At 62.7% G+C, this 24,146-nt stretch carries 18 protein-coding genes and 1 tRNA gene; 11 read left to right on the top strand and 8 right to left on the bottom strand.

Translation table 11 applies throughout. The features are described 5' to 3' along the window. Positions 1-164 precede the first annotated feature (164 nt). Positions 165-1,355, bottom strand: a complete 1,191-nt coding sequence (locus D2E23_RS05745; protein WP_126030035.1) for a pyridoxal phosphate-dependent aminotransferase — start codon at positions 1,353-1,355, stop codon at positions 165-167. Between the two features lie 193 nt (positions 1,356-1,548). Next, positions 1,549-3,144, bottom strand: a complete 1,596-nt coding sequence (locus D2E23_RS11595) for a THUMP-like domain-containing protein (RefSeq protein WP_241227234.1) — start codon at positions 3,142-3,144, stop codon at positions 1,549-1,551. Between the two features lie 77 nt (positions 3,145-3,221). Here D2E23_RS11595 and D2E23_RS05760 point away from each other — a divergent pair. From D2E23_RS05760 to D2E23_RS11600, 4 genes are all read left to right on the top strand, one after another. Continuing rightward, positions 3,222-3,294, top strand: a tRNA-Lys gene (locus tag D2E23_RS05760). A 335-nt stretch (positions 3,295-3,629) separates the two neighbouring features. Further along, positions 3,630-4,109, top strand: a complete 480-nt coding sequence (locus tag D2E23_RS05765; protein WP_126030036.1) for a hypothetical protein — start codon at positions 3,630-3,632, stop codon at positions 4,107-4,109. A 48-nt stretch (positions 4,110-4,157) separates the two neighbouring features. Continuing rightward, a complete protein-coding gene (locus D2E23_RS05770) occupies positions 4,158-4,436 on the top strand; it encodes a hypothetical protein (RefSeq protein WP_126030037.1) in 279 nt (92 codons plus the stop codon). Positions 4,437-4,533: 97 nt separating this feature from the next. Beyond that, positions 4,534-4,698, top strand: coding sequence for a hypothetical protein (locus D2E23_RS11600; protein WP_164520706.1), 165 nt, complete (start codon positions 4,534-4,536; stop codon positions 4,696-4,698). A gap of 727 nt (positions 4,699-5,425) precedes the next feature. On the opposite strand, the gene D2E23_RS05775 is transcribed toward D2E23_RS11600, so the two are convergent. The 3 genes from D2E23_RS05775 to D2E23_RS05785 all read right to left on the bottom strand — a co-directional run bounded on the left by D2E23_RS05775 (position 5,426) and on the right by D2E23_RS05785 (position 9,700). Next, positions 5,426-6,145 carry a thymidine phosphorylase gene (locus D2E23_RS05775; protein ID WP_126030038.1) on the bottom strand — a complete coding sequence of 240 codons (720 nt, stop codon included), beginning with the start codon at positions 6,143-6,145 and terminating at the stop codon, positions 5,426-5,428. After that, on the bottom strand, positions 6,135-7,196 hold the full coding sequence (locus D2E23_RS05780) for an NUDIX hydrolase (RefSeq protein WP_126030039.1): 1,062 nt from the start codon (positions 7,194-7,196) through the stop codon (positions 6,135-6,137). The genes D2E23_RS05775 and D2E23_RS05780 overlap by 11 nt, the downstream gene beginning before the upstream one ends. Positions 7,197-7,462: 266 nt before the next feature. Further along, entirely contained in the window at positions 7,463-9,700 is a 2,238-nt protein-coding gene (locus tag D2E23_RS05785) for an RNA degradosome polyphosphate kinase (protein ID WP_126030040.1), read from the bottom strand. Positions 9,701-10,178: 478 nt separating this feature from the next. On the opposite strand from D2E23_RS05785, the gene rsmI reads away from it, so the two are divergent. After that, complete coding sequence (gene rsmI, locus D2E23_RS05790; protein ID WP_240541599.1) at positions 10,179-11,198, top strand: 16S rRNA (cytidine(1402)-2'-O)-methyltransferase; 1,020 nt, start codon at positions 10,179-10,181, stop codon at positions 11,196-11,198. Between the two features lie 103 nt (positions 11,199-11,301). Here rsmI and D2E23_RS05795 read toward each other — a convergent pair whose 3' ends face one another. Beyond that, the gene (locus tag D2E23_RS05795) at positions 11,302-11,568 is read right to left on the bottom strand and encodes a variant leucine-rich repeat-containing protein (RefSeq protein ID WP_241227235.1); all 267 of its coding nucleotides are present in this window, start codon (positions 11,566-11,568) and stop codon (positions 11,302-11,304) included. After that, on the bottom strand, positions 11,565-12,527 hold the full coding sequence (locus D2E23_RS05800) for a hypothetical protein (protein WP_126030041.1): 963 nt from the start codon (positions 12,525-12,527) through the stop codon (positions 11,565-11,567). Before D2E23_RS05800 ends, D2E23_RS05795 begins: the two co-directional genes overlap by 4 nt. A 164-nt stretch (positions 12,528-12,691) precedes the next feature. Between D2E23_RS05800 and metG the strand changes: the two genes are divergently transcribed. Beyond that, positions 12,692-14,551, top strand: coding sequence for a methionine--tRNA ligase (metG, locus tag D2E23_RS05805; protein ID WP_093960250.1), 1,860 nt, complete (start codon positions 12,692-12,694; stop codon positions 14,549-14,551). A gap of 1,734 nt (positions 14,552-16,285) precedes the next feature. After that, positions 16,286-17,236 carry a TatD family hydrolase gene (locus D2E23_RS05810; protein WP_126030042.1) on the top strand — a complete coding sequence of 317 codons (951 nt, stop codon included), beginning with the start codon at positions 16,286-16,288 and terminating at the stop codon, positions 17,234-17,236. Between the two features lie 217 nt (positions 17,237-17,453). Here D2E23_RS05810 and D2E23_RS11810 read toward each other — a convergent pair whose 3' ends face one another. After that, entirely contained in the window at positions 17,454-18,089 is a 636-nt protein-coding gene (locus D2E23_RS11810) for a hypothetical protein (RefSeq protein WP_241227236.1), read from the bottom strand. Here D2E23_RS11810 and D2E23_RS05815 point away from each other — a divergent pair. From D2E23_RS05815 to D2E23_RS05830, 4 genes are all read left to right on the top strand, one after another. Next, on the top strand, positions 18,043-20,523 hold the full coding sequence (locus tag D2E23_RS05815) for a KUP/HAK/KT family potassium transporter (protein WP_241227237.1): 2,481 nt from the start codon (positions 18,043-18,045) through the stop codon (positions 20,521-20,523). The genes D2E23_RS11810 and D2E23_RS05815 overlap by 47 nt on opposite strands. 102 nt (positions 20,524-20,625) lie before the next feature. Then, positions 20,626-21,480 carry a class II glutamine amidotransferase gene (locus D2E23_RS05820; RefSeq protein ID WP_126030044.1) on the top strand — a complete coding sequence of 285 codons (855 nt, stop codon included), beginning with the start codon at positions 20,626-20,628 and terminating at the stop codon, positions 21,478-21,480. Between the two features lie 67 nt (positions 21,481-21,547). After that, on the top strand, positions 21,548-22,810 hold the full coding sequence (locus D2E23_RS05825) for a glutamate-cysteine ligase family protein (RefSeq protein WP_126030045.1): 1,263 nt from the start codon (positions 21,548-21,550) through the stop codon (positions 22,808-22,810). A gap of 126 nt (positions 22,811-22,936) precedes the next feature. Next, complete coding sequence (locus tag D2E23_RS05830) at positions 22,937-23,974, top strand: cation diffusion facilitator family transporter (protein ID WP_241227238.1); 1,038 nt, start codon at positions 22,937-22,939, stop codon at positions 23,972-23,974. The last annotated feature ends 172 nt before the right edge of the window (positions 23,975-24,146 follow it).

A 24,146-nucleotide genomic window follows, 5' to 3' on the forward strand; every position in this document is an offset into this window, starting at 1 on the left:
GGAGGGGGATGTCACGACGACGTCGTGACAGAGGGAGGGCTCCCACACCCAGCGAACGACCCGGCAGCCCGATAATGGGCATGTTCCTTGACGGGCGGCTCCCCTCAGTCGGCTCTGCCGACAGCTCCCCTCAGCGAGGGGAGCCGCACGGTTACGCCTACGCCTTACAGGCCGTACACCTCGTGTGCGAACTTCTCCAGCACTGGGATCGAGCGCTTCACCTTCTCCGTGTCGATGCAGTACGCCATACGGAAGTATCCGGGCACGCCGAAGCTCTCCGACGGCACCAGAATCAGGTCGTACTCCTTGGCCTTGAGACAGAACGCGGTCGCGTCGTCCTCCAGCGCCTTCGGGAAGATGTAGAACGTGCCGCCGGGGCGCACCACGTCGAAGCCGATGCCGGTCAGCGCGTCGTACAGCAGGTTCATGTTCGTCTCGTACACACCAAGGTCGCTCGTCTCGTCGAGCACCTTCGCCACGCCCAGCTGGATCGAGCTCGGCGGGCAGTTGTGGCCGGTGCCACGCGAGATCTGACCCATCATCGGCACGAGCAAATCGGCGTCGGTGGCGGCCGGGTTCACCGCCACGTAGCCGATGCGCTCGCCCGGCAGGCTCAGCGACTTGGACCACGAGTAGCAGGTGAGTGTGTTCGCGTAGAACTTGGCCGGGTAGGGCTGGGTGCCGCCGTCGAACACGATCTCACGGTACGGCTCGTCGCTGATCAGGAAGATGTCGTGGCCGTATTCCGTCTGCTTGGCGGTGAGGATCGTGGCCAGCTTCTGCAGCGTCTCAGCCGAGTACACGGCGCCAGACGGGTTGTTCGGCGTGTTGATGAGCACGGCCTGCACGTTCGGGTTGAGCGCCGCCTCGAACGCCTCGAAGTTGATCTGGAAGTTCTCCGTGTCGGCCGGCACGATGGTGAGCTTGGCGCCCGTGCCCTTCACGTACGGCTGGTATTCGGGGAAGTACGGGGCGAACGTGATGATCTCGTCACCGGGCTTGGTCACCGCACGCATGGCGTGGGCGAGCGCGCCGGCCGCACCCGTGGTGGGGAAGATGTGGTTGCCGGTGTAGTTCATGCCGAAGCGACGGTTGAGCGAGTCGGCGATCGCGTCCTTCACCGAGGGGATGCCCAGCGAGGGGGAGTAGCCGTGGATCGCCACCGGGTCGCCGTGCTCGTACAGGTCGACCATCGCGTTGGTGAAGCTCTTCGGCGCGGGCACGCTCGGGTTGCCGAGACTGTAGTCGAACACGTTTTCGTAGCCGATTTCGGCGCCGCGGGAGGTCGCGTATTCGCTCAGCTCGCGAATCACGGACTTGCCGCCCAGCATCGCCTTGTAATCCTCGTTGATCATTGTTCTTTCGCTCCTTTTCGCTTGATGATTGCCGTTTTACCATGACGCGGAGAGGTCCCGCACCCCCGCGCCGCAACGGTGAGACGCCTACCTCGCCTGCAACGCCAATGTGCTCCCTCCGAGGGAGGGAGCTGGCACGCGAAGCGTGACTGAGGGAGGGCGTGTGCTTGCTTCCGCCGCCCCAGCGAGCCGCCTACCGCGTCTTCCGCGTCACCATCAGCACGTGCCGTCCCTTCGCCGTGGTGGTGGCGAAGATGTACGCGTCGCCGCCGTCCTTGAGTTTGAGCTTCTTCCGCAGCGCCGCCACCGGCATCGGGAAGTTGCGCACTGCGATGTTCGCCTGCGTGATCCCGTCCAGCGCGGCCCTGAGTTCCTTCTTGCCCATGCCGGTGACGGCGTCGATCTCGAACGCCCGTCCGGGGAATCGTTCGATCATCGAACCAGAGACGAACAGATGACTGTTCGGCCCGATCTGCCGTAGCCCATACCGTGCGTATCGTCGCTCGAGCAGATCGAAGCATCCCGCCTTCATGATCGACGCGTTCGGTTCGTACAGATACGCCGGCTCGGCGTTCCCGTCGGCGTTGTTCCCGGCGTCGCTGATCGTGTTCTCGGCATCGTCGGTGTCTCCGTCGGCTGTCGTATCAGTCGATTCGAGAACCTTCCCGTCGGTGCCGATTCGATAGTCAAGCACGTCGTCATCGTTCACACAAACCATGCGAATACTGCCGTCGCTACTCGTATTGTCATGCGGTTCGGCGGTCGTGTTGTCGGCGTTATCATCGCTCTCCCGCAACGTTCGCGTGCTCATCACGACCAGCAGTTCCTTGCATTCGTTGCCGGTGGACACGATGTGCACCTCGCGTACGCAGTCGCCCAGATCGGCCACGGTCTTGCGCCAGTCGAGCATGGGGGAGAGCTTGACCATCACCCAATCCGCCTTGGCGAGCAGCATGTCCTTAAGCGCGAGAACGTCCGGCGTGCAGTTGGCGATCGCATACGTGCGCGCCCCATGCGTGTCGCGTCGCGCCGGATCCAGGAAGATCAGCGTGGGCCCGGACGGGGCGTTGACGGTACCATTTGTTGAACCGTTGACCGAACCATCTGCCATGTCGCCCGTCGGACCATCTGCCGCCTTGCCCATCGTATTGCCCGCCGGGCCGTTCTCCGTATCTCCCGTCACGCGATCGGGCAGTTCCGTCAGATACTCCTCGGCATTTCCGTTCACGACGGTGACATGATCCAGACCCAGCGCGTGCATGTTGTGCTCGGCGATCTCGCACAGATGCGGCTGTCGTTCCACATAGACCCCGCGCCGGAATCCGCGCGCCATGTACGAAAAGTCCACGCCAAACCCGCCGGTCAGGTCCACAAGCGTGCCGCGCGGGGTAGCGGCTTCTCCGTCGACGGTCTGAGTCGTGCTGGTGGCGTTCGCGGTCGGTGGCGTGGCCGGTTCCGCAATCGTCGACGCATTTCCGTCGTGACTCATCGAGGCGGAGACAGATTCCGACCCGGCGCTTGTTCCCACGAGCCGTGCCGCCACGCCCGCCTTGTACCGCGCGGTCGACTGCGACGAACACTGTTCCATGGAGATATGCGGTGGATAGATCACCCCGTCATGCGCCGCCCACTCCGGCAGTTTGGTGCGTGCCCGCTGCCATCCGTCGATCTGATCGAGTGCGAACGTCAGATCGACCGCGTCATCACGATGCGCATGCAACGCCAGATCCCGCACGTCTCCGTTCCGATGCTTCCGAATGAATTCCCAAGTCTGCGCGCTGATCTCCATTCGTTCATTGTACGAATCAAGGGAGAACCGGGTCGCCGTTTGCGTTGTCCACCGATGCCGTGTATCTTAGAAATGTTGCCCCTCTAGCTCAACGGTTAGAGCAGCGTCCTTTTAAGTCGTGGGTTGTGGGTTCGAATCCCACGGGGGGCACCGCGAACAAGTCTCGAAACCAACAATCCCAACGGTTTCGAGGCTTTCTCATTTTCAGCACAAGCCACGTCCGAGCGGTTACAAGGACGCGATCCCGTATTTACTCCGTGCATTCAGTTGCAAAACACGCCCTTGGACACTGCACGACCCCGTCCGGGTCTCACTGTTGCCGCTCTCTCCACCTTTCCTTTTTCACCGACGAATATCGCGACTCGATATGTCTGGCATTCAATCAGCGTGATGGGAATTTTCGTATCCGATTCGTGGCGATCTGCGACATATTTCGGGCAGTTCCGCACAAACGGCGGACGACACCGGCAATCAAGGAGAAAACAATGGGAGTGCTTGACACAGACGCCATCATCAACAAGCAGGAGAACGAGAGCAAGCAGCGTCAGGAGTGCATCGACTTCTGTCTGCAGGCCATCGCCGAATTCAACGACGCCGCACAAAAGGTGGGACTGCCGCTTGAAACGCTCACGGTCGGCAAGACCCCGGGAATCGACTCCGCCTCCGTCATTCCCTTCCCCGTGGAGCGTGAGGAAAGCGGTGGATTCTTCAGTCACACGGTCAAGGAATGGACGGAATTCCACACGATCGTGCTCATCCGCCACTGCCAGTTCGATTGGATCAACAAGCTGAACAGCGCCGTTATCGCCAAGAACGGCGACTGCTATCTCAACCGGAGCGCCGTCACTCCGCAGGAACTCGCCGAATTTATCGCAACGATCGTTTCGAACAGCAGGCAGGACGCGGAGAAGCTGTTCTCCATGGCCCTTCAGGGTCAGCCGTTCGCGTTCAACAGGCAGCTGTGATCATCCGCTGCGCAAGCGGGAAAAAGAAGGACTCTGGAAGGAACAACAATGTATATCAAGCAACTGATCGGTAACGCCATCCTCATCGTCGTGTTTCTCGTGATGTCGTTCGGGCTGGGCACGGGCGGGGCCCTTCTAGGTGGACTCGGACTACTCCTGATCATGAACAAGGTCCTCACCGGCGACTCATGGGGGCGGAAACTCCCCGATCCCGCGCCGGGCAGCGTTGGCTTCAGCCTGGGCAAGGGCCTTACCGCCCTGTGGGTGGTGGTCAACTACGTCATCGTGTTCGCCACGCTCGCCATCGTCGTTCAGATGGGTCACTGACGGACGACGGCCAGCACATCAATCAACGACATACATACGAACATCTTCAAACACATACCAACACAACACAGTAAACCCCATAAGGAAAGGAATAATCATGGGACTCTTCGGTGGAGACTACAAGGTGGTCAAGGTAGGCCTGTTCGGATTCGAGGAGACCGTGCTGGAGAACGTCGATCTCGACGAGGCCAAGCGGTTCATCGACGACAATTCGGGATTCTTCGGCGACGGCAACACCTACAAGATCGTGAAGGGGTGGTGACGCTCCGCCGCGCATCGTGTGCATGATTCCCGTTCCCCGTCCTCGGTGGCGGGGAGCATCCACGTCGCAGTGCAGCACGCGTTTATTGTACGGACACAGTGTCAAGGACGATGGCGCGGTATTGATAACGACGTGAATCACACGGGATAGAGGAAATGAAGAACGCCGGACCGTGAATGCGCCTGTCGGCGCAAGGGCCGCTCGCGGCGGCAAAAAATGGAGCCCGGGGCAATGCACGGCCCGACGCGGCTACTACTGTACGGCATTTTCCCCGGTCCGCCAAACCGATCGATTCCGGTGTGTTCGCGGACGGAGTCGGGTTCGGGGTCGGGTGCGTCGGTTGACTATTGCGGTCGGTTCTCATCCGCGGTGTGTTCGCCGTACGTGTGCGTCAAACACACCGCGAAGAGAATCCCACGGTGCCCATTTATCGCAAGCGTCTGACACGTCCCCGCTGCGGGTTTGTCATCCAGATACGACGAACCCGCAGCGGGCGACTGTGTGAACTGCGGATTGGATACGCGATCGCGACAAACCCGCAGTGAGTGAGTACGCTGACTGCGGGTTCATATGATCCACGTGACGAACCCGCAGTGAACGATCATGTTAGCCGCGGGTCCGTATTGTCTACGTGATAAACCCGCAGCGAAAACGCCGGACTTGGAACATCGGCCAGCTGCTAGGCAGACGCCCTGCCGTCCGCAGCCCCCCGCCGGAGCAGCCGCAGCTACTCCAGCCGACCCTCGCGCCACAGACGCGCGCCGGCCTTGAAATCCTTGGACGTGGAGTGCAGCGAGCGCGCGGTTTTCATCAGATGCGCCGCGCCCGAGCTGGAGATCGCGCCGGAGCCGCGCAGCTCGGCGTCACGCTCCTGACGGCGCCGCGCTTCGGCCACGAGCCCCGCCGAGATCACCGCGCAGAACGCGCTTGCCCGCTCCATGGCCACGGCGAAGTCGCCCACGAACGCGCCGGAGAGGATCGAGTCCGCCGTGCGCGCGATGTCCTCCGCGGTCGGCGCCTGATCCACGCCCGCGATCGCCGACGACGCTCCCGCCACCGGTTCGCCGATGCGCCACAGTCGTGAGATGGATTCGCGGTTGCGGCGCATCCACGTGCGCAGCATGTACAGTCGCCACAGCACGCCGGGCAGCGAGTCGGGGTCGCCGCCGCTCCACAGTTCCGCCACCAGGTCCACGCCTTCGTGTTCCACGAGCGTGAGCACGCGCTCCACCGTCTGCGGGTCCTGCGTGTGGTGCACGCGGTCGAGCAACGAGGCGGCCGTGGTGTGGCTGATCTCGCTGAGCTGCTGCGGGTCCACGCCGCCGGAGAGGTGTTCCATGAGCGCGGGGTCGAGCTGTGCCGGCCGCGTGAATCGTCCGGATGCCGCGAATCCCGAGCCCGCCGCACGAATGGAGGAGGAACCGTAAGAGGAGGAGCTAGTAGACAATGGGGCTTACCTTCTGAATATCGATGATTGCCGGACCGTTGTCCGTGTTGACGATATTAAAGGCTACCGCATGTCCGGTGGCCATGTACGGCGTTTTCGCGGGCAGCTGCTTGGCCAGCGACTTGCGTTCGCACAGTGCTCGCATGTGTTCGAACACGCCGCCGATCACGGGCCGGTGCATGCATACGGCGGTGATCTGTCCGGTGCGCAGCGTGATCTCCATTTCGTGCCGCAGGCATTCCCATGCGGAGTCGGGCTGCGACGCGTAGGCGTCTTCGGTCAGATCGTCGGCCATGTTCACGGGCAGTCCGGTCTGCCATGCGAATGTCTGGATGGTGCCGACGCAGCGTCGCCAGGGTGAGGTGACGAGTCGGTTCACGCCGAAGCAGGCGATTTCGCGGGTGAGTGCGTATGCGGCCGCGGAGCCGAGCGGCGTGATCGGACGGTCGGCGTCGGTGCCGCCCCAGAATTTGCGTCCTTCGGCCTTGCCGTGGCGGATGAGCAGGAACATCTTGGATTTCAGGATGCCGGCCTTGACCTTGCGGACGAATTCGTCGAGGACGTCGCGGTCGAGCACGTGGGTGAGCTTGTGTCGTGCGTCGGCGGGCGACATCCACAGCACGTTGTCGACCTCGTGCTTGTCGGCGTTGATCGGACCGAATGCGTACCGGCGTTTCATGGCGGTTTCGTCGTCGATGATCGAGGCGATCCAGTAGCACACGTGTTTGCTGGGTTTGCGTGGATCGGTGCGGCGCTTGCCTCGCTTGCCCTCGTCATCGAGGGGGTATTCCACGTCGCCGATGTAGGCGCCGAGCGCAACCGCCAGTCCGGTTTCCTCGCCGATTTCGCGTACGGCCGCGTGACGGTGCGATTCGTTGATTTCGAGTTTGCCCTTTGGCCAGCTCCAGTCGTTGTATTTGGGCCTGTGGATCACGCAGACCTCGATGTTCTCCAGTATCAGATCGGGATCGTTTTGGGCGTCGCCCAGTAGTTCGACTCCGTCGCACCAACGGTACACGATGCCGCCGGCTGCCTCGACGACTGTGTTCATAGTGGTTCCTTTGTGTTTGGAGTTGTGCATTTACGGCTCCATTATTGCTCAGTGTGATAGGAAGACGTTAACGATGACATAAATTGCCCATGGCTGGGTGCCCGTCTTTGGACACTTACATATCAGATATAACGAAACGGGCATCCCGTTGAGGATGCCCGTTCCGGCTGTGTGGGTGCAGTCGGGAGTTGATGACGCTCCCTCGGCACCGTCATGCACGCGTCGATGATTCGATCAGATCGGTCGAATCGATCAGATGAATCCGATCAGCTGTTGCGCGGACGACGCGTATGCTTCTTGATCAGCGCCTCCTGGCAGTCGACGAGCGGCTTGCCTTCGGCGTCACGGGAGTGACGCACGTAGGTGCCGTCCGGCTGCATGTGCCAGGAGCTGGTGGTGTCGGCCATCTGCAGGTCGACGTACTTGATGAGCTCCACGATCTGCTCGGGCGCGGTGATGCGGATCAGCGCCTCGACTCGACGGTCGAGGTTGCGGTGCATCAGATCGGCCGAACCGATCCAGACCTCTGGGCCGGAGGAGGGGCCTTCGCCGATCTGCGGGCCCTGCGAGTTCGCGAAGGCGTAGATGCGGCTGTGCTCCAGGAAGCGGCCGAGGATGGAACGCACGCGGATGTTCTCGCTCATGCCGGGCACGCCGGGCTTGAGCGAGCAGATGCCGCGCTCCACGATATCGATCTTCACGCCGGCCTGCGAGGCGCGGTACAGCGCGTCGATCGTCTTCTCGTCCACGATCGAGTTGACCTTGATCTTGATCCAGGCCTCCTTGCCGGCGCGGGCGGCGTCCTCCTCGCGGCGGATGCGCTCGATCAGACCGGAGCGGATGCCGCGCGGCGCCACCAGCAGACGGTGGAACGTGGACTTGGGCGCGTAGCCGGACAGCTGGTTGAACAGGCGGGTGAGATCCTGTCCGACCACCGGATCGCAGGTGAGCAGACCGAGATCGGTGTAGATTCGAGCGGTCTTCGGGTTGTAGTTACCCGTGCCCACGTGGCAGTAGCGGCGAAGGCCATCGGCCTCCTGACGGACCACGAGCGAGAGCTTGCAGTGCGTCTTCAGACCGACGATGCCGTACACCACGTGCACGCCGGCGCGTTCGAGCTTGCGGGCCCACGCGATGTTCGCGTCCTCGTCGAAGCGGGCCTTGATCTCCACCAGGGCGAGCACCTGCTTGCCGGCCTGGGCGGCGTCGACCAGCGCGTCGATGATCGGCGAGTTGCTGGACGTACGGTACAGGGTCTGCTTGATGGCCAGCACCTTCGGGTCGGCGGCGGCCTGTGCAAGGAACGCCTGCACGGAAGTGGAGAAGGAGTCGTAGGGGTGGTGCAGCAGGATGTCGCGCTCACGGATGGCGGCGAAGATGTCCTGCGCACGGCTCGACTCGACCTCGGCGATCTGACGGTTGGTCGTGGGGATGAACTTGTGGAACTTGAGATCCGGACGATCCACGCCGCCGAGCTCGAACAGCACGGTGAAGTCGAGCGGAGCGGGCAGACGGTACACTTCCTCGTCGTTCACGCCCAGCTGGTCAGCCAGCAGGTGCGAGAGGAACGGGGAGGTGGTGTCGGAGAGCTCGAGGCGGATCGGCGGTCCGAAGCGGCGGCGCAGCAGCTCCTTCTCCATCGCGTTGAGCAGGTTCTCGGCATCGTCCTCTTCGACGTCGATGTCCTCGTTACGGGTGACGCGGAACGAACGCGCCTCCTTGATGATCATGCCCGGGAACAGGGATTCGAGGTGCGCGATGATCAGGTTCTCCATGGTGATGAAGCCGTAGCGCACGTCGCCGTGCTCGTCCTCGGTCATGTCGTCGACCGGCACGAGGCGGGACAGGTTGTCCGGAATCTTCACACGGGCGAAGTGCGACTTGCCGGACGTCGGGTTCTCCACGATCACGGCGAGGTTCAGCGAGTTGCCGGAGATGTAGGGGAACGGGTGGGCGGGGTCCACGGCCAGCGGGGTGAGCACGGGGAACACCTGCATGCGGAAGAACTTGCTCAGGCGCTCCTGCTCGGCGATGGTCAGCTGGCTCCACTTGAGCAGAACGATGTTCTCCTTGGCCAGGTCGGGCAGGATGTGCTCCACGACGTAGTGGGCGTGCTCGTCCTGCAGGCGGTGGGCCTGATCGGAGATGGCGCGCAGCGTCTGGCGCGGGCTCAGGCCGCTCGCCGACGTGACGGCCAGGCCGGTGTCGATACGACGCTTGAGGCCGGCCACGCGGACCATGAAGAACTCGTCGAGGTTCGACGCGAAGATTGCGGCGAAGTTGGCGCGTTCGATGACGGGAAGGGAGTCGTCCTCGGCCAGTTCCAGCACTCGCTTGTTGAACTTCAGCCAGCTGAGTTCACGATCGAAGAACCGGTCCTTCGGCAACGGCTCGTAGAGGGAGGCGTTGGGGTCTTCGCGGTTGTCCTTGGGGGTCTCCGCGATATGCTCGGCGATCTGGCTTTTCAGGATCGCCTTTGAGGGTTCATTGAATATCTGGGCCATACGTACCACTTTATTATCGTTGTGGCCGGTTTGGGGCTCCGAAACGACAGAATTCAACGGCAATTCATATTCTTTCTGTCGTCCCGGTGAACCCCGTCTGAATTGTGATCGCTCACCGGCCTTTTTCTCGGCTTCCCTTGAGGGGAAGTCGCAGCGCGCAGCGTGACTGATGAGGTGATGATGTCGGATCCTTCTCTCCATGTGCTCCCTCCGTGGGAGGGAGCTGGCGCGCGCAGCGCGACTGAGGGAGGGCTATACGCCGACGCGTCACTTCATCCGTCCGACTTCGTCGGCCACCTTCCCCTCGAGGGGAAGGCAGCGTGGCGCTTGTCGCTCGTATCCGGTGATGCCGGCTTCCCCTTGAGGGGACGCTGTCGCGCGCAGCGTGACTGATGAGGTGCCGCTGACGGATGAGGGGAAGGTCGGGGTCTGCCTGCCCCGCGCGGCCGATGTAACCGCCGTAGGCAATACTGAAGGCATGCAATCGGAAACCTCGGAAACCATGAATCCCGACGATCAGATCAACGGTGAGGCCCAGTCCGCGCTGGCCGCCCGGACTGCATCGGATGCGCCGTCCGCAGCCGCCGCGCCCGCCGGCCCCCAGCGCACACTGACGATTCCGCGCGGCACGGTGGTGCTCGCCGCCACGCCCATCGGCAACACGTTCGACGCGTCCGCCCGACTCGTGGCGCTCATGGAACAGGCCGATATCGTGGCCGCGGAAGACACTCGGCGTCTCTACGATCTTGCCCGCCGTCTCGGCGTGCATGTCAACGGTCGTGTGGTGGCGTTCCACGATCACAACGAACGTTCCAAGTCCGACGGTCTGCTCGACGAAGTGGAGACCGGCGCCTGCGTGCTCGTCGTCTCCGACGCCGGCATGCCCACGATCAACGACCCCGGTCTGTCGATCGTGCGCCGCGCCATCGAACGCGGTCTGCCCGTCACGTGCGCGCCCGGCCCCTCCGCCGTACTCGACGCACTCGCCCTGTCCGGACTGCCCACCGACCGCTTCTGCTACGAAGGATTCCTGCCGCGCAAGCACGCCGAACGCGTGCAGCGTCTGCGTGCACTCCAGTCCGAGCGCCGTACGATCGTGTTCTACGAGACCCCGCACCGCATCGCCGATTCGATGGACGACCTGCTCTCCGCGTTCGGCCCCGACCGCCCGATGGCGCTGGCCCGTGAACTGACCAAGGACTTCGAGGAGATCCGCCGCGGCGGCATCGGCGAGATCCGTCAGAGCGTGATCGACGATCCGCCGCGCGGCGAGATCGTGCTCGTGATCGGCGGCGCGTCCGAGAACGAGGCACTCGAGGCATCGTCGTCCGTGCTGAGCGTCGACGAACTGGCCGTGCTCGCCATCGACCGTGCGCTCGAAGACGGTCTGCGCATCAAGGACGCGATCGCCGAAGTGATCGAGGAACATCCACTGCCCGACGGCTCGCTCGCCAACCGCAAGCAGGTCTACAACGCCGTCCTCAAGATCAAGCAGTGAGATGGCCACGCCGTTAGTGTGATCACACTAACGCAGGGTGGCACCCACTAATGCAGGGCGGCATCCCTAGTGTGATCACACTAAGGCGGTGCGCGGTCGCGGATCACGGGATCCGGTCGTCCATCGCGCCGAACAGCACCTCGAACCCGCGCGCCACACCCGGTCCGCCGCGCTGCGCCACATACTCGAGCAGTTCCGCGCTCGCCGACGGGTTCGCGATCAGCCACATGCGCAGTTCCGGCGCACGTTCGGCGATCGTCCACAGCACGTCCTCGGCGGTGTTCGGATCACACGCCACCTGCGCGGTCAGACGCATCGGCGGCTCGGGAGGCTTCGGTCCGCGCTCGTGCGGTGCGGCCGCACGTTTCACGCCGAGCCGACGCAGTGTGTGAAGGCGTCGATCGGCCTTGCGAAACCATGCCGCGCGACCGGACGGCCGCCTCTCGGACGGACGTTTTTTCGCACGTCCTGCGCCACCGCCATGCCGGGCCCGACGCGTGACGGGTGTGCCGCCGGAACCGGCTTCGTCGCGCCCGGACCGTGCGATCGTCCCGCGGCTTCGACCATGGTCGAAACCGTCCCGTCCACTCCGGCCCCCGCGCCCGCTTCGGCCGTCACGCCATCCCTGTCCGCCGCGATCTGCGCGCCGCGCCCGTCCCGGTCGCCGTCCGAATCCTCCCATGACTTCCTCCGTCTCTTCAACGCAATAAACGTGGTGATGCCCAGACTGTGCCGCGGCCACCGTTGGTTGCACCACAGCATGTCAAGACAGTCATCGGGACTGATCGCATACTTCACCATCAGCGCGGCCAGCAGCTGGTTCACATCGCACCCCTGCCGTTCCACGGGAGCCATGCACGCCAGATCGCATGCCGTGCGTATGGGCGACGTGATCCGCAGACCGGCCAATCGCACCACATGATTTGTTAGCATGCGACGATTGTGCACATGCACGTCGCGGTCGTGCACGCGCGCCCGATAATGCGACGTCGATATCAGATCAACGCACGTCGGAAACCGTCCGCCGACCCACACCCACAGCGCCAGCTTGCCTGCCGCCGTCGCACCGTACGGGATCATCGATTCCACGATCAGCGCGCGGCCGACCAGCGTGTCCGCATAATCATTGCGATAGCCACACGTGTCATCCAGACGGGTCAGCACACCCATGGCGACCAATCGATGCAACGCCATATGACCGGTCACGTCCGCGCTGTGGATCAGCGACGGTCCCTTGTCTGGCATGAGACGCGAGTCGTTCTGAATGATCTGTTCTCTTCTCGCCCGTCGACTCTGACGAACGACCGTATCGTATGCAATGTCGTTCATGCCTCCCGACGTTAGGCGGTGGCGCGCGATCCCGTTCGGACGACGACGGAAAATGTGGAAAAGTGGATAACTCACGCTTAAAACGACACCCATGTGGACAACTCCGCGGATTGTCCACAATCCAAAGCGTGAAACGTCAATGCCCGTACGGATAATCGGGATTTATGAGTCATATTCTTGTTAACGTCGCCTGGCCGTATGCGAACGGCCCCCGCCATATCGGCCACGTGGCCGGTTTCGGCGTCCCCTCGGATGTCTACGCGCGCTACGAGCGCATGAAGGGCAACGACGTGCTCATGGTGTCCGGCACCGACGAGCACGGCACCCCGATCCTGGTCGAGGCTGAAAAGGAGGGCCTGACCGCCCAGGAGCTCGCCAACCGCTACAACCGCGTGATCGCCAAGGACCTGTGCGACCTCGGCCTGAGCTACGATCTGTTCACCCGCACCACCACCGGCAACCACGAGCACGTGGTGCAGGAACTGTTCAAGCAGTGCCTCAAGAACGGCTACATCTACAAGGGCACCCAGCAGGTGGCCATCAGCCCGTCCACCGGCCGCACCCTGCCCGACCGCTACATTGAAGGCGAATGCCCGATCTGCCACACCGACGGCGCGCGTGGCGACCAGTGCGACGCCTGCGGCAACGAACTCGACCCGATCGATCTGATCAACCCCGTCTCCAAGATCAACGGCGAAACCCCGCGCTTCGAGGAGACCGAACACTACTTCCTCGACCTGCCCGCGCTCGCCGAAGCGAACCTCGCATGGCTCAAGACCCGCGAAGGCTGGCGCACCAACGTCATCAACTTCTCCATCGGCCTGTTCAAGGAAGTCAAGCCGCGCGCCATCACCCGCGACATCGACTGGGGCATCCCCGTGCCGGTGGACGGCTGGATCGACAACCCGAACAAGAAGCTCTACGTGTGGTTCGACGCCGTGATCGGCTACCTGTCGGCATCCATCGAATGGGCTCGCCGCAAGGGTGACCCGGAGGCGTGGCGCGCCTGGTGGAACGACCCGTCCACCCCCGCCTACTACTTCATGGGCAAGGACAACATCACCTTCCACTCGCAGATCTGGCCCTCTGAGATGCTCGCCTACAATGGCCAGGGCTCCAAGGGCGGCGAGACCGGCGAACTCGGTCCGCTGAACATGCCCGAGCAGGTGGTGGCCAGCGAGTTCATGACCATGGAAGGCAAGAAGTTCTCCTCCTCGCGTGGCATCGTGATCTACGTGAAGGACATCCTCGCCCGCTACCCCGTGGACGCCGTGCGCTACTACATCTCCGTGGCAGGTCCGGAAAGCTCCGACTCCGACTTCACGTGGGCCGAATTCGTGCGCCACAACAACGAGGAGCTGGCCGCTGCGTGGGGCAACCTCGTCAACCGTGTGGCCAACCTGATCGCCAAGAACTTCGGTGCGATCCCGGCCATCGACGAGTCCAAGATGACCGATCAGGAGCGTGCGCTGCTCGAGCAGACCAACGCCGCGTTCGACACCGTGGGTAACTTCCTCGAGAAGCACCACCAGAAGGCCGCCCTGGCCGAGGCGATGCGCATCGTCGGCGAGATCAACAAGTACATCTCCGCCGTTGAGCCGTGGAAGATCAAGGATGACGAGGCCCGTCTGGGCACCGTGCTGCATGTGGCCGCGCAGGCCGTGTCCGACGCCAACCACCTGCTCGCACCGTTCCTGCCGCACTCCGCGCAGAAGGTGTGGGAGGCCCTGGGCGGCGAGGGCGTGTTCTCGCCGCTGCCGCACATCGAGGAGGTCGAGGATCTCGACAAGCCCGGCTTCAGCTATCCGATCATCACCGGCGACTACAAGCTGGGCGTGAACGTGCACCCGTGGAAGAGCGAGCCGATCACCGTGGGCGCCGTGGTGCCCAAGCCGAAGCCGATCTTCGCCAAGATCCCGAAGGAGGCCGTGGCCGAGGAGCTCGAGCGCTTCCAGGCCGAGCTCGACGCCCGCCGCGCCAAGGAGGCCGAGCGTCTCGCCGCCGAAAAGGCCAAGCTCGCCTGATTTCGGCCGTTCGTCGGTCTCGGTGCCATCGTGCTCCCTCTAGGGGAGAGGCTTCGACGCCGGAATGACTAGGCATCTATGTGCTCCCTCCGAGGGAGGGAGCTGGCCGACGTAGTCGGACTGAGGGAGGGATCGGATCCGTGAAGGTTTCCGATCCCTCCCTCTGTCATGACTGTCGTCATGACATCTCCTTCCCGTGGAGGGAGAACGTTCTTTTTGGTCTTGCTGGTCGATTGCTGTGCTCCCTCCGCGGGCTGCGCCCGTTGAAAAATGCCGGAGGCGTTTTTAGGGTGCGGTTGAGCCGACAGGCGAGTATAAGGCTGCCGGCCGTAGGCCGTCCGTTCTTGCCGGGAGCTGTCGCGCGAAGCGTGACTGAGGGAGGGATCCCGGGTCTCTCCATCCAACGGATCCCATCTCGTCGGACCCGCCATGTTCGGCCTATGTGAGCCGTCACAAATCTCTCACACATTCTCAGGAAAGATTCAGGTTCCCGCATCATCTTTCCAAGGAACGACTGCTTATATAAAACATGTCAGCGGTTGAACCCGCTGGTGAGATTCCATTCGAATCTGATAACTGAACCCTTCTTCTCTCTTCTCTCTCTAGCCCGGTGGTCTTCTCTCCCACCGGGTTTCTTCTTTTCTGCGGTCAAAATCGTTGGAATGTCAACGGTATCGCACACTCGCAAAAGCTGCGAACGGTCCTGTGACAACACTGTGATAACAATCACGCCAAAGCGACAATCACGCCGGCTGAAATGGAGGCTCCTTTCCACTTTGGGGGCGGGGCGGTTCCAATCCGTCCGTGGTCAATAGGCGACGGCATCGGAATCAAGGAATCGCCGTCCCTGAGCGCCCTGTCCTTATCCGGGAACTCGGGGTGAATGCCACCTCACTGGATTGCGGGTCGGTTCTCGTTGTGTGATCGCACTATTGAGTCCTGACATGTCGTGCCGTCGACGTGCCCATGCTCATAATGCGGGACTGATTGTCGAATCTGTCTTACTATGCGAGAACATCTGCTCTTTGGGGCGTCAAATGCCCGTTTTATCGACGTTTTTCGTCCATTTGGCGCCCCAAAGAGCGGAATCCGGGTATTCGGCGCCCCAAATTTGAATGGCCATGCACCTGGATGAGCCAGTTGTAGGCGAGTTCAACGGGGATTTACCTAGGCGTTCGCATTTTTAGGTAATTCCAAGGTTATTGCATCGTTGTGCCCAGAAAGCGGTGGTTATATAAGAAATGTCAGCGGATGACACCGCTGGTACGGTTCCTCGGATGGTCCGGCAACGTCGAGTCACTCGGTAAGCGAATCGGATAACTGAACCCTTCTTCTCTCTTCCTTTCTCTGATTACCCGGCGGCCAGTCCCCGCCGGGTTTCTCTTTTTCTGCGCACGATGTTCCCGATCGCCCGCCGACTCCGATCGCAGGGCGCGCATCGGCGGTACAGGCCGAAAACTTGGTAGTCAATACGCGACATTGTGGTAGTCGAAACGCAACATCCTTCTGTTTGGTAGTCAATGCGCGACGCCGCAAGAGGGGTGTTCGCGCTCGCGACGTCTCGTTTCGACTACCAAGTTTGTACGTACTCCCATTCCGTCTCCCAAAACCGATCCGTCCCGTCCGAACTGCCTGCGCCGCCCCGTCCCGCTCGTGCCGTCCCGCTTGTGCCGACCACACTCGAACCACCTCCGCTCGAACCGCCAGGTCAGGCGGGCGTGCATACTGGAGCGTATGGCCAAACATCATCGCGACAGAAGCTGGGCACCCGCACCCAAACCGCTCAACGAATGGACGATCGACAACCACACGCACGTCAGGTCCGTGGTCCCGTTCTCCAAGGCCATGAGCCACGAGGCGGAGGTCAAAGGCCAGCCGTACGTGCCCGTGTACTCCGAAGGCGAACTGCTCGACATGGCCGCCGCGGTGGGCGTCCGTCAGATCGTCGACGTCGGCTGCGAATATCCGAATCTTTCCCGTGCCGTCAGTCTGGCCGAGGAATTCCCCGACCGCGTGCACGCCGCCCTGGCCATTCACCCCAACGAAGCCGTACTGCACGGTCATCGTGGAGCGCCGGGGCCCGACGGTCTCGAAATCAAGTACAAGCCGTGGCACGACATCAGTTTTGACGATGCGATCGCCGAAGTGCATCGTCTGGCCGTCGCGCATCCGGACATCGTGGTGGCGATCGGCGAGACCGGTCTTGACTTCTTCCGCACCGGCGACGCCGCGCGCGAACACCAGCGTGAGGCGTTCCGCGCGCACATCGCGCTCGCCAAGGAACTCAACCTGCCCATGCAGATCCACGATCGCGACGCCCACGCCGACTGCATCGACATCCTGCTCAAGGACGGCGCACCCGATCGTACGGTGTTCCACTCCTATTCCGGCGACGCCGAGATGGGCCGCATCGCGCGCGACAACGGCTGGTATCTGAGCTTCTCCGGAACGGTGAGCTACAAGGGCAACGACGGCATTCGCGAATCGCTTGCTTTGATTCCGCGCGACCATATTCTTGTGGAGACCGACGCGCCGTATCTTACGTCGATGCCGTACCGCGGCCGTACGAACGCGCCGTACATGATCCCGTACACGCTCGCCGCGATGGCCGACGTGCTCGATCTGACGATCGACGAGACGGCGGCGCTGACCCGTGAGAACGCGCGCCGCGTCTACGGCATCTGATCGCCGATCGGTGGGGCACGGGCGTGACCGGTCGCGGAGTCCGATCGTCATGCCTACCGATTGATATGACGTCTGATAGGCGGAAAACCGCGGTTTTCCGCCGAAAACCTGTTAAATGAACACTTCCTGTATCCTCCCTCACATTCATCCCAACTGATTTACCAAATGCTTTTCGCGGTGGTACTGTGTGTATCTTGACTTGAAGGTCACAAGATATTCACAAGGTTTTGCACGCCTCGTGCGTGCGGAATTGTTGGAGGTTCCAAGTGGCGGAAGAGCTCAGGGACACCGACGAAACGTCGGTGGAAAACAGGGGGAGAAAACAGGGGAAATCGCGAAGGCGAGCCTCTGACATATCCGAGAAATCCGTTCCGGCCGATCGCCGATCCGAGCGGTCGCAGTCCATGGCCGTGACGTCGGCCTCTACGATGTCATCTGATGAAACCGGTTCGACATCGTCTTCATCGACGTCGTCCGCGTCCTCGGACGTTGCGGATTCGATCGGTTCGTCGGATTCCACGGAGTCCGCGGACAACGAATCCGAACGGCATAAACAGGTCGCGGAGCGGACCGATCGATCCGCACAGTCCGAACAACAGACAGAACAACCATCAGGGCAATCAGCGGCCGCGGTCCAGTCCAGAACCAGGAAATCAAGGAAATCCACGACCGCGAAATCCACCGCAAAATTAGTAGCGAAGACCGCAACGGCGAAATCATCCGCGACGAAGACCGCGGGCGCCCGGTCCGCAAAGAATTCCGAGGACGCCGGCGACACGAGCGCGCCCAAGTCCGCAAAGGACCCCATGACCGCCGAGGACAGCGGCTCGCTCATCCCGCCGGTCAGCATCACCAAGGCTCCCAAGACATCCCGCCGCATCGTGCCTCCCGAGGAAAAGGCGGAGGCCGAACGCGCGAAGAAGGCCGCAGCCAAGGCGGCACGCAAGACATCCCGCGAACCGCGCACCCGCATCGGGCACTGGTGGCGTCGCGTGCAGTCCAGCCCCGACCGCGTGAGCTTCGCCATGTGCATCGTGGCGCTCGGCGTGGTCTACGGCGATATCGGCACCTCGCCGCTGTACATGGCGCAGTCGTTCCTCTCCGGTCAGGGCGGCCTCCAGAACGCCGACCGCGGATCCGTGCTTGGCATGCTGTCGCTGCTGTTCTGGTCGATCACGCTGATCACCACCGTCAAATACGTGTTCATCGCCATGCGCATCGACAACAAGGGCGAAGGCGGTATCTTCGCGCTGTACAGCATGGTCCGGCGCTACGGCAAGTGGCTCGCCTGGCCGGCCATGCTCGGCGGCGCCGCGTTCCTCGCCGACTCCGTGCTCACGCCGGCCGTGTCGATCTCGTCCGCAGTCGAAGGTCTGCAGACCATCCCGCAGCTCAATCCGGTGTTCGACGCCAACCAGAACCTCACGCTCATGATCACCGTGGTGATCATCATCGCCCTGTTCAGCATCCAGTCGCGCGGCACCGAACGCATCGGCAAGGTGTTCGGCGTGATCGTGATGATCTGGTTCTCGTTCCTCGCCGTGGTGGGCGTGTTCTCCATCGGCTCCGACTGGAGTGTGTTCGAGGCGCTCAACCCGGCCATCGGCATCAACTTCCTGCTGTTCGACCCGAACAACAAGGCGGGCCTCGCCATCATGGGCACCGTGTTCCTCGCCACCACCGGCGCCGAGGCGCTCTACTCCGATATGGGCCACGTGGGCCGCGGCAACATCTACGCCACCTGGCCGTTCATCAAGATCGCGCTCATCCTCAACTACTTCGGACAGGGCGCGTGGATCCTGCGCAACCAGAACAACGAGGACCTGTACCACATCAAGAGCCTCAACCCGTTCTTCCAGATGATGACGCCCAGTCTGCGCTCGGTGGCCGTGGTGCTGTCGGTCGCGGCCGGCGTGATCGCCTCGCAGGCGCTGATCACCGGCGCGTTCACCATGGTTTCCGAGGCCACCGGCCTCAACTGGATGCCGCATCTGCAGGTGCGCTACCCGGCGCGCACCCGCGGTCAGCTGTACATTCCGTCGATCAACCTGGTGCTGTGCGTGGCCACGCTGAGCGTGCTCGCCATGTTCCGCGACTCCGAGCACATCACCGCCGCCTACGGTCTGGCGCTCACCATCACCATGATCACCACCACGATCCTGCTCGCCGCCTACATCTGGAACGGATGGAAACGCCGGGCGTTCGCCATCGTGTTCGCGATCATGTTCCTGGCCATCCAGACGCTGTTCTTCCTCGCGTCCATGTCGAAGTTCCTGCACGGCGGCTGGTTCACCATGCTGCTCACGCTCGCGATCCTCGGCATCATGGTCGTGTGGGATCAGGGCACCAGGGTGGAGCGCTCGCAGCGCCGGCACATGTGGCCCAAGGAGTTCCTGCCCGCGCTCGACGCACTGCACCGCGACTTCAAGCTGCCGTACTACGCCGACAACCTGGTCTACCTGACGTCCGACCCCGAGCTTCGTCGACTCGACACCGACATCTTCTACTCGATCTTCGGCAACCATCCCAAGCGCGCCCGCGCATGGTGGGCGGTCTCCGTGCAGGTGACCGACGATCCGTTCACGCGCGAGTATTCGGTGGAGAACTTCGGCACGAGCTTCATGTTCCGCGTGCGCATCCGCCTCGGGTTCAAGGTGTCGCAGAACGTGGCCACGTACCTGCATCAGATCATGCACGATCTGATCAACGACGGCACGCTGCCCAAGCAGTCGAGCATCTACCCGAAGCTGGACGAGGACCCGCAGATCGGCACGATCCAGTACGTGCTCGTGCACAAGGCGCTCATGCCCGAATCGAAGATCACCGAACGCGGTTCCACGCTGCTGCGCGTGAAGTACGCGATCCGTCACGTTGCCGGCAGCCCGGCGCAGTGGTTCGGCCTGTCCGCCTATAACCCGGTGGTGGAGGTGCAGCCGCTGTTCCTGTCCACGCACAAGGTGCCGGCGCTCAAGCGCGTGGCGCTGCGCAAGTCGAAGCGGCCGATCACGTTGCAGCAGATCCAGGCCGAGCAGCGCGAGGAGGCGGAGAACGCCCGCGCCGCGCAGATGGCCGCCGACGATACGCGACAGTTCGCCGGCGTGCTCGTGCCGTCATCCGACGACGTGCGTGACGGCGTGCACCGCGATAGTGTGCACATGGATGGCACCGTCGACGGCAATCCCGACGCGGTGGGACTGCGCCCGGCCGGGCGGGATGACGGCGTCGACGCGATGCGGCGGCACCGGTCACGGCCGAACTTCGACCTGCGTCCGGCCTCGAGTATGTGACCGTTCGCGCGGACTCGGGTGCGGCGGCGCTCGGCAGCGTTATAGCCACGTTCTATAACACCGTGGGCAAGTCGCCGACCGTACCCGGTATGGTGGAGAACTATGTGCAGACTGTTGGGATACGCTACCTCGGGTGATAATCAGAGCCTTGACGACGTGCTAACGTCTTCGCAGCTGGAAACGTTCCAGCAGATGGCGATCATTCACAACGACGGCTGGGGAGCCGCGCTCGTCACCGACCCGTACGAACCCGCCGGCACCAAGGACGGCGGCGCGCCGTCGCCGTCGGCGAACGTGAGCGTCTACAAGTCCACGTCGTCCGCGTACGCCGATCCCGTGTTCCGTTCCATCGAATGCCAGGGCGCGCGCGGCGCGCTGTATCATCTACGTCTCGCATCGTCCGGTCTGCCGCTGATCATGGAAAACCAGCAGCCGTTCTTCGCCGACGGCGTCTCGTTCATCCACAATGGCGATATCAGTGATCTCAATCAGCGCAACATCGTGCGCGCCCCCAAGAAGCCCGTCTCCGAACTCGACATGCTGCGTACGGGCGGCAAGAGCGACTCCGCCGTGTACTTCGCGCTCGTACTGGCCTACCATCACAAGGGTCTGGCGCTGCACGACGCCGTACGCGAGGCGATTCGCGATCTGCGTGCGCAGTACCCGCGTTCGTCGTACAACTGCATGATCCAGACCGGCGACACGTACATCTGCGTGCACGCGGTCGGCAGCCTCAAGCCGGAGAAGGAGATCGAGGAGCTGTACGCGCGCTACGGTCAGGTGGAGCACGCGGCCGACTATCGTCGCATCCGCTATCGTGAACTGAAGAACGGCGGCGTGGTGGCGGCCAGTTCCGGTTTCGAACAGCGCGAGCGCGACGGTTGGAAGACCCTGCCGAACAATCACATGATCATCGCGTCCAACAAGACCGGCGAATACGCGATCGAAGAGCTGTGACGCCCTATCGATTATTCGTATACCCGCCGTCACATGTCGGGGGAGCAGGTTGCAGTACGCTCGAGACATGACGATACGAGCCTTCGATTTTGCCCACCAGGGCACCAAGCCGAACCCCAAGCATGTGCAGAGTCTGCTGAAGTTCTTCGAGTCCGGCATCAAAAAGCCCGACAACTACGGCTTCGGTGTGGAGATCGAGCATCTTCCCATCCGCAAGTCCACCGGCAAGGCGGTCACCTACGCCGAACCGCACGGCATCCGCAATGTGCTGCAGGCGCTCGCCTCGCACTATGATCCCACGCGTGAATACTACGAGGACGGTCATCTGCTGGGTCTGGGCAAGCCCGGCATCTCCGTTTCGCTCGAACCGGGCGGTCAGATCGAATGCTCGCTGGGCGTGCTGCGTCACGCCGACGATCTCGACGCGTTGTACGCCGAGTTCCGTCGCGACCTCGACCCGATCCTCGACCGATTCGACATCCGTCTGATCAACTACGGCTACCAGCCCGACACCTCCTACAAGGAGATCGAGATCATCCCCAAGCATCGCTACCACGCGATGCAGAAGTACTTCGCCCGCATCGCCCGCTACGGCTACTGCATGATGCGCGCGTCCGCGTCCACGCAGGTGAGCATCGACTACTTCAGCGAGAAGGATTCGATCGACAAGCTGCGCATCGGCACGGCCGTCGGCCCGATCCTCGCCTGGTTCTTCCGCAACACCCCGTTCTTCGAGAAGGAGCCGAACCCGTTCCCGCTGCTGCGTCAGGAGATGTGGGATTGGATCGACCCGCAGCGCACCAACCAGCTGTGGGGCCTGTATGACGACAACTACGACTGGGAGCATTACGCCACCGACGTGCTCACCACGCCTGTGTTCATCGCCGATCTGTCGCATACGCCCGAGTACACGGGCGACCGTCCGGTGTTCGCCGCGCCGTACGATGATGCGGCCGCGATCTACCCGGACCGTGAGCTCAACCAGGCGGAGATCAACCATCTGATTTCCACGCATTTCAACGACGTTCGTCTGAAGAACTTCGTGGAGCTGCGTCACTGGGATTCGTTGCCCGTCGAACGTGCGCAGCGGCTTACCGAGATCGTGTCGGGACTGTTCTACTCGCAGGAGATGTTCTCCGGTCTGCTGACGTACTTCGACGGACTGACCGCGCTCGACGTGCGTGCCGCCAAGGCCGATCTGCAGGCGCACGGCGCCGACGCGCACCCGTACGGCCAGAGTCTCGACTTCTGGCGCGAGTTCCTGCACGCCGAGGGCACGCTCGACACCGAGCCCGGCGACCCCGAACGCCCCGACGTCTTCCAGAGCTGATTGCCATTGCGCCTACATCCGGGGAATGCGGCCTTCCCCTTGAGGGGAAGGTGGCAGCCGAAGGCTGACGGATGAGGTGAGGGCGGCCGAAATACCGCCGGAACCGCCGCGACTACAGTGTGGGGTATGGAAACGACGCAGGATACGAACACGAAGACCGGCGGAATGACTCCGATCCCGGGCAATCCGGGACAGGGGAGTCCAAGTCAGGGCAGCTCGGGACAAAGCGGCTCGCACTCGCACGTGCACTCGCACGGCGGCGGCGACGTCTCCGATCCGGGTCACGCGCGCCGGCTCATCGCCACGCTCTGCCTCACCGGCACGGTATTCCTCGCCGAGGTGGTCGGTGCGATCATCACGGGCAGCCTCGCCCTGATGGTCGACGCCGGCCACATGCTCACCGACATCTCGGTGCTCGCCGCATCCACCGTCACCGCCATTCTGATGCGGCGCAAGCCCAACTCCGAACGCACCTGGGGCTGGGCGCGACTCGAGGTGATCACCGCGGCCGGCGGCGCGCTCGCCCTGCTCGCCGTGGGCCTGTACGCGCTGATCGAAGCGGCCATGCGACTGTTCGGCAACGGCGAGGAGGTGCAGGATCCGATCCTGCTGCTTATCTTCGGCATCATCGGCTTGGCCGCGAATCTGGGATCGTTGTTCATTCTGATGAGCGACCGCAAGGCCAACATGAACATGAAGGCCGCGTTCCTGGAAGTGGCCAACGACGCGCTTGGTTCGGTGGCGGTCGTCGTCTCCGCCGTGCTGGTCATGACGACCGGCTGGGGCAATTTCGATTCGATCGCCGGCGCGATCATCGCGCTGCTCATGATTCCGCGCGCCGGCAAGCTATTGCACTCCAGCATGAAGGTACTGCTCGAGGAGACTCCGGAGGGACTGGATCTCGAGGAGGTGCGCACGCATCTGAGCAACGTGGAGCACGTGGTGAACGTGCACGACCTGCACGCGAACACCGTGGCCACGGGCATGCCCACGCTGAGCGCGCACGTGGTGGTGGACGCCGATACGATCGGCGACTACGAGGCGATTCTCAAGTCGCTGCAGCGTTGCGTACGCGACCACTTCCCCGTTTCGGTGGAGCATTCCACCTTCCAGATCGAGCCCGAGGGATACACCAACATCCGCGACGGCGTATTCCACGACTAGGAAAGGCTCCTCATGTTCTCTCTCCCCCGAGGGAACTGAGTTCGCTCAGTTCTCCCTCCAAGGGAGGGAGATGTCACGACGAACGTCGTGACAGAGGGAGGGATACGACTCTTGTGCGGATTCAATCCCTCCCTCAGCCCGGCTGCGCCGGACAGCTCCCTCCCATGGAGGG

This window comes from Bifidobacterium callimiconis (genome assembly GCF_003952005.1).
Classification (GTDB): Bacteria; Actinomycetota; Actinomycetes; order Actinomycetales; family Bifidobacteriaceae; genus Galliscardovia; species Galliscardovia callimiconis.